Source organism: Pantoea sp. BRR-3P (assembly GCF_039621635.1).
GTDB lineage: Bacteria > Pseudomonadota > Gammaproteobacteria > Enterobacterales > Enterobacteriaceae > Pantoea > Pantoea floridensis.
In genome coordinates this window covers 2648611-2661937 of the sequence record NZ_CP155066.1, presented here as the reverse complement: position 1 = coordinate 2661937, position 13327 = coordinate 2648611, and the positions used below count along the sequence as shown (strand labels likewise).

The window sequence follows — 13327 nt, the reverse complement described above, 5'->3', positions numbered from 1 at the left end:
GCCCAGGTGCCCGCTTCTGGCATAATGCCCGCTGTTTTTTCCTCCACTGCGTAACAAAGGTCAATGCCGTGTTAGTTTCCAGCAATATCACCATGCAGTTCGGCAGTAAGCCGCTGTTCGAAAATATCTCCGTTAAATTTGGCGGCGGTAATCGTTACGGTTTAATCGGTGCGAACGGCAGCGGTAAATCTACCTTTATGAAAATACTGGGCGGCGACCTGGTGCCGACGGGTGGAAATGTTTCCCTCGATCCGAATGAGCGTATCGGTAAGTTACGCCAGGACCAATTTGCCTTTGAGCAATATAGTGTGCTGGATACCGTTATCATGGGCCACAATGAATTGTGGGCGGTGAAGCAAGAGCGCGATCGTATATATGCCTTGCCAGAAATGAGCGAAGAGGAAGGCTATAAAGTGGCCGACCTGGAAGTCGAATACGGCGAGATGGATGGTTACAGTTCTGAATCACGTGCCGGCGAATTATTACTGGGCGTTGGCATTCCGGTGGAGCAGCATTACGGCCCAATGAGTGAAATTGCGCCAGGCTGGAAATTGCGTGTGCTGTTAGCACAGGCATTATTCGCCAATCCAGATATTTTGTTGCTCGATGAACCGACCAACAACCTGGATATAGATACCATTCGTTGGTTGGAGCAAGTGCTCAACGAACGTAACAGCACCATGATCATCATTTCGCATGACCGCCATTTCCTGAATATGGTTTGTACGCATATGGCCGATCTGGATTACGGTGAGCTGCGCGTTTATCCGGGTAATTATGACGAATATATGACCGCGGCGACCCAATCGCGTGAACGTTTATTATCAGATAACGCGAAGAAGAAAGCGCAAATTGCCGATCTGCAATCGTTTGTGAGTCGCTTCAGCGCCAACGCCTCTAAATCGCGTCAGGCGACTTCGCGTGCCAAGCAGATTGATAAAATTAAACTGGAAGAGGTAAAAGCATCCAGCCGTCAAAACCCGTTTATCCGATTTGATCAGGATAAAAAGCTGTTCCGTAATGCGCTGGAAGTCGAAGCGCTGACCAAAGGTTTTGATAACGGCCCGCTGTTTAATAAACTTAACTTGATGCTAGAAGTCGGCGAAAAATTAGCGATTTTGGGTGCCAACGGTATTGGTAAAACCACGCTGTTAAAAACGCTGGTGGGTGAACTGGCACCCGATAACGGCACGGTGAAATGGTCTGAGAATGCGCGTATTGGTTATTACGCACAGGATCATGCGGAAGATTTTGCCGATGATCTGACGGTGTTCGACTGGATGAGCCAGTGGAAGCAGGAAGGCGATGACGAGCAGGCGGTGCGCAGCATTCTGGGGCGTCTGCTGTTTGGGCATGATGAGATCAACAAGCCCGCTAAGGTGCTGTCAGGTGGTGAGAAGGGCCGCATGCTGTTTGGCAAGCTGATGATGCAGAAGCCGAACATCCTGATTATGGATGAACCGACTAACCACCTTGATATGGAATCGATTGAGTCGCTCAACATGGCGCTTGAGATGTATGAAGGTACGCTGGTCTTCGTCTCACATGACCGTGAGTTTGTCAGCTCGCTGGCTACGCGCGTAATGGAGATGAAAGGTGATCGTATTGTCGACTTCACCGGCAACTATGAAGATTACCTGCGCAGTCAGGGTATTGTGTAAACCGTAATAGCCAGGTGCGCAGAGATGCGCACCTGGCTATTGAATTATCGCCTCTTAACCCGATAAACGCGTTAACCGATTTGCCCAATATTCACATACTGGGTCTCCAGATACTCCTCCAGCCCAACATCCGCACCTTCGCGTCCCAGCCCCGAGGCTTTCACGCCGCCAAACGGCGCCACTTCGGTGGATATCATGCCTTCATTCACCCCGACCATTCCGCTCTCCAGTTGCGGTGTAACGCGCAGCGCACGCGCCAGATCGCGGGTAAATAGATAAGCGGCCAACCCATAAGGTGTGTTATTCGCGCGCTGAATGACTTCCTCCTCCGTGCTGAAACGAAAACACGCGGCCACCGGACCAAAGGTCTCTTCCTGTGCCAAACGCATATTTTCATTCGCATCGGCTAGCACCGTTGGCTGGTAAAAATTGCCACCCAGCGCATGGCGTTCTCCACCGCAAACCAGACGCGCTCCCTGCTGCAATGCATCCTGCACATGTGCTTCAACCTTCTCGACAGCACGATGATGGATAAGCGGTCCCTGCTGCGCGTTGGGTGTAAGGCCGGGCGCGACCTTCAACGCACTCGCCGCATCAGCCAGCCGGGTGACGAAGCGATCGTAGATCCCATCCTGCAGGTAAAAGCGATTCACGCAGATACAGGTTTGGCCGCTGTTGCGGAATTTCGCCGCCATTGCGCTCTCCACCGCAGCATCAAGGTCGGCATCATCAAACACAATAAAGGGCGCGTTGCCACCGAGCTCGAGCGAGAGTTTTTTCACCGAACTTGCCGCATCACGCATCAGTAACTTGCCCACCGCTGTCGAGCCGGTGAACGATATCTTACGCACCACATCGCTATGGGTTAGCGTATGACCAATCTCCACCGTTTCGCCGCTGACTGCATTCAACACGCCCGGCGGCACGCCAGCCTGTTCTGCCAGTACCAGCAGAGCAAATGCCGAAAGCGGCGTTTCGTTGGCCGGTTTTACAACGGCGGTACAGCCAGCAGCCAGTGCTGGACCGAGTTTGCGCGTGAGCATCGCCAGCGGGAAATTCCACGGCGTAATCGCGGCGACAACGCCCACCGGCTGTTTCAGCGTCAGGATCAGGTTGCCCGGTTTGGTAGTGGGAATCGTTTTGCCGTTGGCCCGTTTGCCTTCTTCGGCAAACCACTCAATAAAACTGGCGGCATACAGCACTTCGCCACGCGCTTCTGCCAGCACTTTGCCCTGTTCCTGCACCACTAATTGGGCCAGCGCTTCCTGGTTTTCGACGATCAGGTGATACCAGCGCTGCAAAATAGCGGCGCGTGCTTTGGCCGTCTGCGCCCGCCAGGCGGGCAGGGCGGCGGCGGCGGCCTCAATGGCGCGCGTGGTCTCAGCTGCACCCACGCAGGCGACCTGCGCCACCCGGGTGTCATCGGCGGGGTTGGTCACTTCGTAAGTACGATCGCTCTCCAGCCATTGTCCATTGCAATACCAGCCGCTACGCAGCAGTGATGTTGTCATGCGAAACTCCTTGCAGATCGGGATTGGCAAACAGGGTGCGTGCTGCGCGGCTATGGCGCGCGATGCGTTTTCCTGCGGTGTAATCGTTGATGAGATCGCAAGGCGTATAATTGCGTTCCAGTTCAAAACGCTCCTCGCTATCCAGCGGGGTATGTAACGCCGCAATGGCGCTATCGAGTTGGGCGACGCTATCGGCTCCCACCAGCATCGCATCAACGCCGGGATGAGACAGCACCCACGCTTGCGCAACCTGCGCACTCGACATACCGCGCGCGGCGGCCACGCGAGCCACCGATTCTGCAATCTGCAACGAGGTTTCGTCGGCGTACATTTCGCGAGTGAAGAAGTCGGTTTGATTACGCACGGATTGCACATCGCCGCTGAGTAAGCCGCGCGCCAGCGGGCTGAACACCGACACGCCCAGTCCCTGATCGCGACAGAAGGGCATCATCTCGCGCTCTTCTTCACGGTAGGCGCAGTTAAGCTGTAGCTGCATATTGATTGGCTTGACGAAGCCGTTACGCTCGCAGCACCACAGAATCTTCGCCAGTTGCCAGCAATACATGGTGGAGACACCCACATAACGCGCTTTACCACTGCGCACGATGCTGTTCATCGCCTCCCAGGTCTCTTCAATCGGGGTATTCACGTCGAAATAATGCAGCATGTAGATGTCGACATAATCGGTGCCGAGGCGGCGCAGGCTGCCGTCGATGCTATCGAGAATGTGCTTACGTGAATGGCCCTGATTATTCTGACCACCGCCCAGCGGATACCCGACTTTGGTGGTCAGCACTAGCTCATCGCGCTGGGCGAGGCGTTTAAGTACGCGGCCTACCACTTCTTCACCCGCACCGCTGGAGTAGAAGTCCGCCAGATCGATAAAGTTGATGCCCTTTTCCAGCGCGTGGCGAATGATAGGCTCACTTTGCGCTTCGTCGAAAATCCACGGTTTCCAGTTTTTACTGCCCATGTTCATGGTACCGAGGCAGAGGCGTGATACCTGTAAACCGCTGTGGCCCAGTTTGATATATTCCATGGCTGCAACTCCTGTCACTTCGGGGAATAGAATGGATTGCCCAGCTCGGGCAACGCGCGGATCAGCTGCTGACGCCCCGGCAGTTTCTCCATCGCCGCCGCAATCGCCACCGTGCAGGCGCGATAATTATTGGCGAACACTTCATCCAGATCGCTACAGCCGGGATTGACCCAGTTGGCGGTAACGATGCACCACTCATCTTCGGCTTCCGGCGGCAGCGTGCCCTGCAGCTGCGCTTCGGTGACCGCTTTCGCAATTGCCGCTTGCGATGCGCCCCACGTGGCGTTGCCGTGTAAATCACTGTCGATGGCCGCTTTGTTGACATACAGCGTCATGGGTTTCGCGGGGACGTTGGGTTTGATCACCACCATAAACGGACAATGTCCCTGCGATGGCGTGGCCAGACTCGTGGCGAACGCCTGGCCCACCACGCCATTGCGCGGTCCAATCATGATATTGATGTGTGAGGCATTTACGCCGTCGCCTGCGAAGCCTTCACCGATATACATTTCCATCATTGCCTCTCGTTACAGATGTTGCGTTGAAGTTGAAGGGGGGGGATTGAGCGTAGGCTCAGCCGCTGGCGTTTCCTGCGATGCATCGGTGAGCGTCAACCCTTTGGTTTCCGGCGCCCAGGCAATGGAAACCAGCGCACCCAGAACCAGAATGGCGGCCAGCAGCGCCATGGTGCCGGCAATGCCATAATTGACGATGGCAAGTGGCAGCAGCAGCGTACCTACGGCCGAGCCGAGTCGACTCATTGACGTGGCGAAGCCTACGCCACGGGAGCGAACATCGGTGGGGAAGCTCTCGGCCGGGAAGACGCCAACCAGATTGCTTACCGCCGACATCACCAGCGTGAAAGCGGCAAACAGCACAATCAGCCAGATGCCCGCGCTGTTATGCAGCAGGCTCAGAAGCAGTAGGCAAGCCGCGAGAAACACAAATGAGCCAATCAGGAAACCGCGGCGAGAACAGAGCGCGGTCAGCACAATGCCAAGCACGGCGCCAACCAGCAGCAGGCCGCTCAGCAGCAGATCGGTTGCGAAGCCCTGATCCAGTCCCATCTGGCGCAAAATGGCCGGCAGAAAGGTGTAGATGGCGAAATAGGGGATCACCAGGCAAACAAAAAACAGGCAGTTAAATGCGGTGCGGCGGCGATAGCGCGGACGGAACAGGGCGCTCAGGCTGCCATCCTGGGTCTGTTGGCGCTCCTCCTGGAGCGTGACGTTTGGGCCGAAAAGGCGATGCACAATTTTCACTGCTTCGTCTCGACGGCCGCGCCGCAGCAGCCAGCGCGGTGATTCTGGCGTACCAATACGCAGCAGCAAAATGGCAAAGGCGGGCAGCGCTGACGATGCCAGCAGCCAGCGCCAACCTTCTGCGTCGGTTTGCAGCGCCAGATGGCCGACAAAGCTTGCCGCCACGTAGCCGACAGTCCACAGCACGCTAAACGCGCCAAGCAGCACGCCGCGATGTTTGCGTGGTGCAAATTCAGCCAGAATGGTGTGGCCCACGGCGAAGTCTCCGCCGAGCCCAAAGCCGATCAGCATGCGTAACAGGAAAAGCTGTTCTGCCGACTCGACGAAAAACTGCATACCGGATGCCAGCGTAATAAGGATAAAGCTAAAGCAGAAGATCTTCTGGCGACCGACGGTATCGGCGATCCAGCCCAAAATCAGGCTGCCGAGAAACAGGCCTAGCAGCGCTGAACTGCCGATCATGCCTTGCCAGAACGGGGTCAGGGCCATCTGCGGCGTCATTTGCGTCAGCGCGAAGCCAACCGAACCGAGAATGTAGCCATCAGTAAGATGGGCGCCAAACGTCAGCCCGGTGATTTTCAGGTGAAAGCGATTTAAGGGTACATCATCCATCAGAGTCGTTTGCGTCATGTTCCTTCCTCCTTCGGGGAGAGATGGTTGTTATTTTATTGTTATCTGGATGAGAAATTACTGTGACACTTGCTTAAGGGGCAGGCCAGTGCGAAAAAGTCATACCCCTATTCCGCAATTTCCTGTGATTGCACTCATAAAATTGCATGTCGGTTCTCCGTGTTAGTAAGGGCTGTGATTAGATTGGCGCTCTGTTTTGCTGCCATGTCTGCCGGAGGCAGGGATGAGAAAATTACCTTCTCTCAGTATGTTGCGACTGTTTGAAGAGACCTGCCGCACGTTGAGTTTCAGTAAATCTGCCGATGCGTTGTTCATGACGCAAAGTGCCGCCAGCCGGCAGATGCGGCAGCTGGAGACCTTTCTAGGTAAGGATCTGTTCGTGCGCAGCCACAGCGGTTTGCTGCTTACGCCAGAAGCGATCCAGCTGCTGCCGGTGGTACGCCAGTCTTTGGATCTGCTGGAGGAGGGCGTGCGCAACGTACAGCAGCACAATCCGCGTCAGCATCTGCGTCTGCAGGTTGCGCCGACTTTTGCCACCCGCTGGTTGGCCCCGCGCCTGGTTACGCTGCGGCAACAGCATCGCCAGCTGCAAATTATGCTGATCAGTGAGGCGCGCCAGAAATACAGCGATTTCGATTGCGCCATCCGCTTTGGATCACAGGAGGAAGCGCACGCGGCGGGCACCACCGGTGAGTGGCTGTGCCATGAAACGCTGGTGCTGGTGGGCAGTCCGCTGTTGATGCTGGATGGCCTGTGGCCAGAGATCAGCCTGATGCCGCAGCTGCACGTGCTGAATGGCGACAGCCGTCTGGATAACTGGTCGCGCTGGTATCAGGCGTGCGGTGCAGCCCCACCGCTGGAAGATAACGGGCTGGCTTTTAGCACGCAGGATCAGGTGATCAATGCCTGTGTGACCGGCGCCGGTTACGCGGTGCTCGATCGTGCGATGGTGCGCAATGAACTTAACAGTGGCGTGCTGGCGCTGGTATCGCCCCATTTGCTCTCCAGCGCCAATGGCTACTGGCTGGAAGTGCCGGGCGGCAAGCAAACGCTGCCGCGCGTCACGGTATTTCGCGACTGGTTGCTGGCGGAGATGCAGCGTTTTACCGCTGCGATGCCAGCGGCCAGTCTTACGCTTTAAACGAAAGGGTGGTGTGCAGTGGAGTTAATTGATTTGTTAAAGAACGCGCCAGTGGTGGCAGCGGTAAAGGATGCTCAGAGCCTGCAACTGGCGCTTGATTCACCCTGTCAGGTGGTCTCGGTGCTCTATGGCAATATTTGCAACATTGGACGCATCGTCGGCCAGATCAAACAGGCCGGGAAAATCGCTTTCGTTCATGTCGATCTGCTGGAAGGCAGCTCGCGTCAGGAAGTGGTCATCCAGTTTTTGAAAATCGTCACCCAGGCGGACGGCATCATCAGCACGAAGCCGGCGATGCTCAAAGCGGCGCGTCAGCATGGTTTTTGGGCTATTCACCGCCTATTTGTGCTGGATTCCATCTCGTTCAATAACATCGATAAACAGGTGGCGCAGTCGTCGCCGGATATCGTGGAGATCCTGCCTGGCTGTATGCCTAAAGTGCTGGGCTGGATCACTGAACGCATCAGCCAGCCAATTATTGCGGGCGGTCTGGTGTGTGATGAAGAAGATGCGCGGCTGGCGCTGGCGGCCGGGGCGCTGGCGGTGTCTACCACCAACGCCAGCGTTTGGCCGCTGGCGCAGCGGCGCTAAACGTTAGCCAGCGGGCTTAAGCGCTGAAGCAGCGGATCGAGTACCGCGTGCAGCTGCTGATAAACCTGCTGGTTAAGCCGTTGATAATGCGCATGATGGCGAGCATCTGGCGTAAAGGTCTCGCCCGGTTTCACCAGCGCCGCCACGGCATCCTGATAATTCTGCCAAACCCCAACGGCCATACCGGCATTGATGGCGCAGCCAATCGCCGCCGAGCTGCGCATGGCATTGCGCCGTGCCGGGACACCAAATATGTCGGCAAACAGCTGCATAAACAGATCGCTGTTAGCACCACCACCTGAAATCACCAGTTGCGTTAACGGTCGATCAAGGGCTTGCATCATCGGATCCACATGGTTCTTCATCGTCAGTACAATGCCTTCGAGCAGCGAACGGAACAGGTGCGCCCGCGTGTGGCGTCCGTCAAAACCGATGATGGCGCCCTTGCGCCAGGGAGCTTCTGCTGGCGCGGCCCAGTCGTGCAGGGTGATCAAGCCATCACTGCCAGGCGGCACCGTGCTGGCCTCAGCACTGAGCAGGCTTTCGATATCCACGCCCTTATCGCGCGCATCCTGTACCGCAGCGGCACCAAATTGATCGCGGAACCAGCTGACGGTCCACATGCCACGCCGTACGCCCATGCATTCATAAAGAAACCGTCCCGGCAGCGCGGCCTGGAAGGGCCAGAAGCGATCGCTGCTGCGCGGTTCTGCGTCGCCATGCACCATTGCGCCAATGTAGGTGCCGAGTGATATCAGCGCTTCACCGCCTGCCAGCGCCCCGGAACCCAAAGCTTCTACCGCTTTATCATGCGCGGTGGCGATAATCGGTAACCCCGCGGGCAATCCACTGGCCTGCGCGGCGGCCGAGGTCACCTCACCCAGGATTTCGCCCGGCCGCACCACGTCGAACAGCTGAGCGCGCTGCAGGTTACACGCCGCCATTTTACCGGCATCCCAATCCTGGCGGAGATCGTCCATCGGCCACCAGCCAATGTAGTTGGCGCTGGTATCCTGCGTCTGGCCGGTTAAACGGTGCGTAATGTAACCTGAGGTGGTGGTCACCCAGCGCACGTTACCGTATTCATCGGCATGCTGATAAGGCTGATTAAGACGCGCATCCATCCAGTTGATGACCGGCCATGCCAGTTCGCCATCGGCACGCATTAATACGCGACAGCAACGAATGACGCATAATCCGGCGGCCAGCAGCTGATGATCCTGGCCGCCCAGCTGATGAAAGCGAGCCATGGCTGCGCGACACGCCTGCTGCACCGCTGTCCAGAGATCGTCATCCGGATGCTCCGCACGGTTCGGCTGTGGAATTTCCAGCGTGCGAAGCGGCTGCTGCGCGCTGCACATCACGTCGCCATGAGTGTGGAAGATCACCACTTTGGCACTTTGGGTACCGACATCAATTCCCATTAAATAACGCGCTGACATAGTTACACTCCTTTTACTGGCGCGGTGCTAGCGGCGGGGCTTATCCGCTTAATCTGACCCATCAATAATGCGGTAAACAGCAACACCATCAGGCTGGCAATGCCGCCCATCACCCACATATTTCGATAGGCGAGGGCGGGAGGCAATGCGTCCTGCCAGTAGCCAACGATGGGATAGACAAACACATCTGGCAAGAAGCCGATCACCGAGCAGATGCCAATGGTGGTGCCAAGAATCTGTTTTGGCGTATTCACTTCGCCGATGCAGGCAAAGTAAAGGCCACGTGAGGCGTAACAGGTAAATCCCATCAGCAGGATTAAACCAATCGCCAGCGCCAGGCTCACGGGTGTCCGCGTGACCATATATAACAGTGCCACCACGACAAGGCAGATCGCGGCGAAAAATTGGATCACTCTCGTAGGTGAACGCCAGCGGCTGTAGCTGGTGACCATGCCGCCAAGCGGGCCGCAGATAGCGCGAAACACTTTGTTGATAATGATGCCCATATAGCTTGCCGCCACCAGAGACATACCATAGATTTCAGAGAGATAGTTGGTGGAGTAGCTGAGAATGGCGTAGATGGTATACACGCCAAAGATGATCATGCTGCAGTACCAGGTGGTCGGCATTTTCAACACCTGCAGCGCGTGCTGCAGGCTAAAGGCCGAAGTTTCTTCCTGCTCATCGGGTACAAAACCATCACTCACCAGAAACCAGCAGGCGATCCCGAGTGTAATGTAGGTACCGCTGTAGATCAGAATGACCGCCTTTAAGCTGTTCGGATCGTCGGGATGAAACTGCGCGAAGACCCACACGGTAAACAGCGCCAGCCCCATGACGCCAACCCCACGCAGCCCCTCCATCCAGCCCATGATCTTGCCTTGCTCATCACGCGTGCCGAGTAACGATGCGGCTTTGATTGAGACCGCCCACAGCAGCAAAATGGTGGTAATGGCGAAGGCAACCTGAATTAACAACATTGCCCACAGCGGCGGATAGGTTGCCATCACAGCACCCAGAAGGCCGGTGGCGATCATCGCACCGGACATGACTTTTCGGTGCGAAAACTTATCGGAAATAATGCCGCCAGGCGCGTACAGCAAAATAGCGGTGATACCAAAGGTGCTCATAATGATACCGATTTCAGTATTCGAAAAGCCCATGAATTTTGCCATCGGAATCTGATAAATGTAGCGTAAATAGGCCAGGTCGAAGCTAATGCCGCCGCTGATGCTAATTACCGCCAACGTTAACCAGCGGGTAATATTTTGAGTTTGCATCTTCGATCCCCAAATTAAAAACAAAAAAAAAGAGAAAAGCGTCCTCTCCACTTTCGCGGAAAGTTACTTTTCTCTTCGTCTCAGACAGTAACGGACCGCATTTTTAACACGGCAGCCGAGAAAGGTGTTGTGAAGAAAATCACAAATTAAAAGGAAGTGGATATTTCAGCTTTTTCTTATTTCGCTTAATAAAATCCGGGCATTTTTTATGATTTTTATTCTGCCGGAATTTTGTGATGGCGATCGCTTTAAATTTAGAAAAGCCCATGTTAGCGTAATTAACAGTTACTCGAGATTAGGAGAAAAGTAACTTCTTCGCTTCACCGCGAAGGAGCTTGCTTTTCTCCTTTTTTATTGCCCGTTATTCAGCCAGGAGGTTAATAATGACGATGGAAGCGCTGGAGAGTTTTTCTCTCGACTTCTTTGGGTTGCATGGAAAAAGCGCGATTGTCACCGGCGGCAACAGCGGATTAGGCCAGGCATTTGCCGTGGCGCTGGCCAAAGCCGGCGCCAATGTGTTTATTCCTGACCTCGCCGCTGCGAATCCGGAAACACGCCAACTGATTGAAAATTGTGGTGTGCGTGCCGAATTCATGCAGGCCGATATCACTCAGGCCGGTGAACCGGCGCGCATTGTCGCGGAGTGTCTGGAGCGATTGGGTCAGCTGGATATTCTGGTGAACAATGCTGGGATCTGTAAGCTGAATTCCGTGCTGGAATTTGATCGCGCGGATTGGGATCCGATGATCCAGGTAAATCTTACCGCGGCATTTGAAATGAGCCATCAGGCAGCGAAAATAATGGTGCCGCAAAAGCACGGTAAAATTATTAATATTTGTTCCCTCTTTTCCTGGCTGGGTGGGCAAGGATCGCCCGCTTATGCGGCCACTAAACATGCTATTGCCGGCTTAACCAAAGCCTATTGTGATGAGTTGGGACAACACAATATTCAGGTCAACGGGATTGCTCCCGGTTATTACGCCACGCCTATTACGTTGGCGACGCGCAGTAATCCGGTTACTAATCAGCGCGTACTGGATCATATTCCCGCTAATCGCTGGGGAAATACGCAGGATTTAATGGGGGCGATGGTCTATTTAGCCAGTCGTGCATCAGATTATGTCAACGGCCATTTATTGGTGGTCGATGGTGGATATCGGGTTCGTTAATTTATACCCGTGATACTTGAAGATTTAGAGGAATATATTATGACGCTTTCACGTGAAGCCATTGTCGAGCAGTTAAAAGAGATCGCTGGCCCGCAGCAGATTATTACCGATGAGGCAGAGTTACGCCGCAGCAGCCATGACCGTTTTCGCAAATATGCCGATATTCACGGCGTTTATACCATGCCGATTCCTGCGGCGGTGGTGAAGTTGCAAAATACGCAGCAGGTCGCGGATGTGCTGGCGTTTATGAATCGTCACCAGATCAATGGTGTGCCACGCACCGGCGCCTCTGCCACCGAAGGGGGATTAGAAACGGCGGCACCGAATTCGGTGGTGCTGGACGGGTCCAGCATGAATAAGGTCATCAAGATCGACATTGAAAACATGCAGGTTACCGCGCAGTGCGGCGTGACGCTGGAGGTACTGGAGAATCAGCTGCGCGCGCAGGGCTATACCACCGGTCATTCGCCGCAGTCCAAACCGCTGGCGCAGATGGGCGGTTTGGTGGCAACACGCAGCATTGGTCAATTCTCAACGTTATACGGTGCGATTGAGGATATGGTCGTTGGTCTGGAAGCGGTATTCCCCAATGGTGATATCACTCGCATCAAAAATGTGCCACGTCGCGCGGCGGGGCCGGATATCCGTCATGTGATCATTGGTAATGAAGGCGCGCTGTGCTTCATCACCGAGGTCACGGTGAAGATGTTCAAATACCAGCCAGAGAACAACCGCTTCTATGGTTATCTGCTTGATTCAATGAAAACCGGCTTCTCAATCCTGCGCGAAGTGATGGTTGAAGGTTATCGCCCTTCGATTGCGCGTCTGTACGATCCGGAAGATGCCAATCAGCACTTTAGCCACTTCTCGCAGAATAAGTGCGTTCTGATATTTATGGCAGAAGGGACGCGCGGCATCAGTGAAGCGACGGGCAAAGGGATTGAAGCGATAGTGGCGCAACATAAAGCGTGTCAGCCGGTCGAGAGCACGCTGATTCAGAACTGGTTCGAAAATCTCAACTGGGGACCCGACAAAGTGCAGGCCGAGCGCGACGTCATCTTGCGTACCGGTAATATGGGCTTCACCACCGAGGTGTCGGGAGATTGGTCAACCATCAACGCGATTTATGAAAACGTACTAAAACGCATCCGTACTGAATTTCCGCATGCGAAAGATATCACCATGCTCGGTGGACACTCCTCACATAGCTATATCAATGGTACCAATATGTATTTTGTCTATGACTACAACGTGGTGGATTGCCGCCCGGAAGAGGAGATGGCGAAATATCATGTACCGCTGAACGGCATGATTGTGGAAGAGACGCTGAAGCTGGGTGGCTCCATGGTGCATCATCACGGCATTGGTAAACATCGCGTACAGTGGGCGAAAGAGGAGCACGGCAGCGCATGGCCTATTTTGCAGGCGCTGAAAACCGCTTTCGATCCGAATGGGATTATGAATAAAGGCACCATTTTCCCGCAGGAATAAAGATGAGCGAGTCGCTATGAATGGCGTAATGCTCGTCAGTTAAGCGTAAACCGGTCACCATCAATGGTGAGCCTACGTGGATATCGCCGGATTTTCGTAGGGTGCGCATT

General features: G+C 54.9%; 11 protein-coding genes. 5 read left to right on the top strand and 6 right to left on the bottom strand.

Annotated features, from left to right (window positions below):
* The first annotated feature begins 68 nt into the window (after positions 1-68).
* On the top strand, positions 69-1661 hold the full coding sequence (locus AAGR08_RS12375; protein WP_345827002.1) for an ABC-F family ATPase: 1593 nt from the start codon (positions 69-71) through the stop codon (positions 1659-1661).
* 71 nt (positions 1662-1732) lie between these two features.
* On the opposite strand, the gene AAGR08_RS12370 is transcribed toward AAGR08_RS12375, so the two are convergent.
* Genes AAGR08_RS12370 through AAGR08_RS12355 form a run of 4 tightly spaced genes read right to left on the bottom strand, consistent with a single transcriptional unit; the run spans position 1733 to position 6103 of the window.
* The gene (locus AAGR08_RS12370) at positions 1733-3172 is read right to left on the bottom strand and encodes an NAD-dependent succinate-semialdehyde dehydrogenase (RefSeq protein ID WP_345827001.1); all 1440 of its coding nucleotides are present in this window, start codon (positions 3170-3172) and stop codon (positions 1733-1735) included.
* Complete coding sequence (locus AAGR08_RS12365) at positions 3150-4211, bottom strand: aldo/keto reductase (RefSeq protein WP_097094429.1); 1062 nt, start codon at positions 4209-4211, stop codon at positions 3150-3152. Before AAGR08_RS12365 ends, AAGR08_RS12370 begins: the two co-directional genes overlap by 23 nt.
* Positions 4212-4225: 14 nt before the next feature.
* Positions 4226-4726: a formaldehyde-activating enzyme gene (fae, locus tag AAGR08_RS12360; RefSeq protein WP_097094428.1), complete on the bottom strand. Its 501-nt coding sequence runs from the start codon at positions 4724-4726 to the stop codon at positions 4226-4228.
* Positions 4727-4738: 12 nt separating this feature from the next.
* Entirely contained in the window at positions 4739-6103 is a 1365-nt protein-coding gene (locus tag AAGR08_RS12355; RefSeq protein ID WP_097094427.1) for an MFS transporter, read from the bottom strand.
* Positions 6104-6326: 223 nt separating this feature from the next.
* Here AAGR08_RS12355 and AAGR08_RS12350 point away from each other — a divergent pair, with 223 nt between their 5' ends.
* Both AAGR08_RS12350 and AAGR08_RS12345 read left to right on the top strand, forming a co-directional pair.
* Positions 6327-7244: a LysR substrate-binding domain-containing protein gene (locus AAGR08_RS12350; RefSeq protein ID WP_345827000.1), complete on the top strand. Its 918-nt coding sequence runs from the start codon at positions 6327-6329 to the stop codon at positions 7242-7244.
* An 18-nt stretch (positions 7245-7262) separates the two neighbouring features.
* On the top strand, positions 7263-7835 hold the full coding sequence (locus AAGR08_RS12345; protein ID WP_345826999.1) for a glycerol-3-phosphate responsive antiterminator: 573 nt from the start codon (positions 7263-7265) through the stop codon (positions 7833-7835).
* Here AAGR08_RS12345 and AAGR08_RS12340 read toward each other — a convergent pair.
* Together AAGR08_RS12340 and AAGR08_RS12335 are read right to left on the bottom strand one after the other, a co-directional pair.
* The gene (locus AAGR08_RS12340; RefSeq protein WP_345826998.1) at positions 7832-9277 is read right to left on the bottom strand and encodes an FGGY family carbohydrate kinase; all 1446 of its coding nucleotides are present in this window, start codon (positions 9275-9277) and stop codon (positions 7832-7834) included. The two genes, AAGR08_RS12345 and AAGR08_RS12340, sit on opposite strands and share 4 nt — an antisense overlap.
* 2 nt (positions 9278-9279) lie before the next feature.
* A complete protein-coding gene (locus tag AAGR08_RS12335) occupies positions 9280-10557 on the bottom strand; it encodes an MFS transporter (protein ID WP_345826997.1) in 1278 nt (425 codons plus the stop codon).
* A 383-nt stretch (positions 10558-10940) separates the two neighbouring features.
* Between AAGR08_RS12335 and AAGR08_RS12330 the strand changes: the two genes are divergently transcribed.
* Positions 10941-11726, top strand: a complete 786-nt coding sequence (locus AAGR08_RS12330; protein WP_345826996.1) for an SDR family oxidoreductase — start codon at positions 10941-10943, stop codon at positions 11724-11726.
* 39 nt (positions 11727-11765) lie between these two features.
* Positions 11766-13217 (top strand): FAD-binding oxidoreductase, encoded by a 1452-nt coding sequence (locus tag AAGR08_RS12325; protein ID WP_097094421.1) that lies wholly within the window; start codon positions 11766-11768, stop codon positions 13215-13217.
* The last annotated feature ends 110 nt before the right edge of the window (positions 13218-13327 follow it).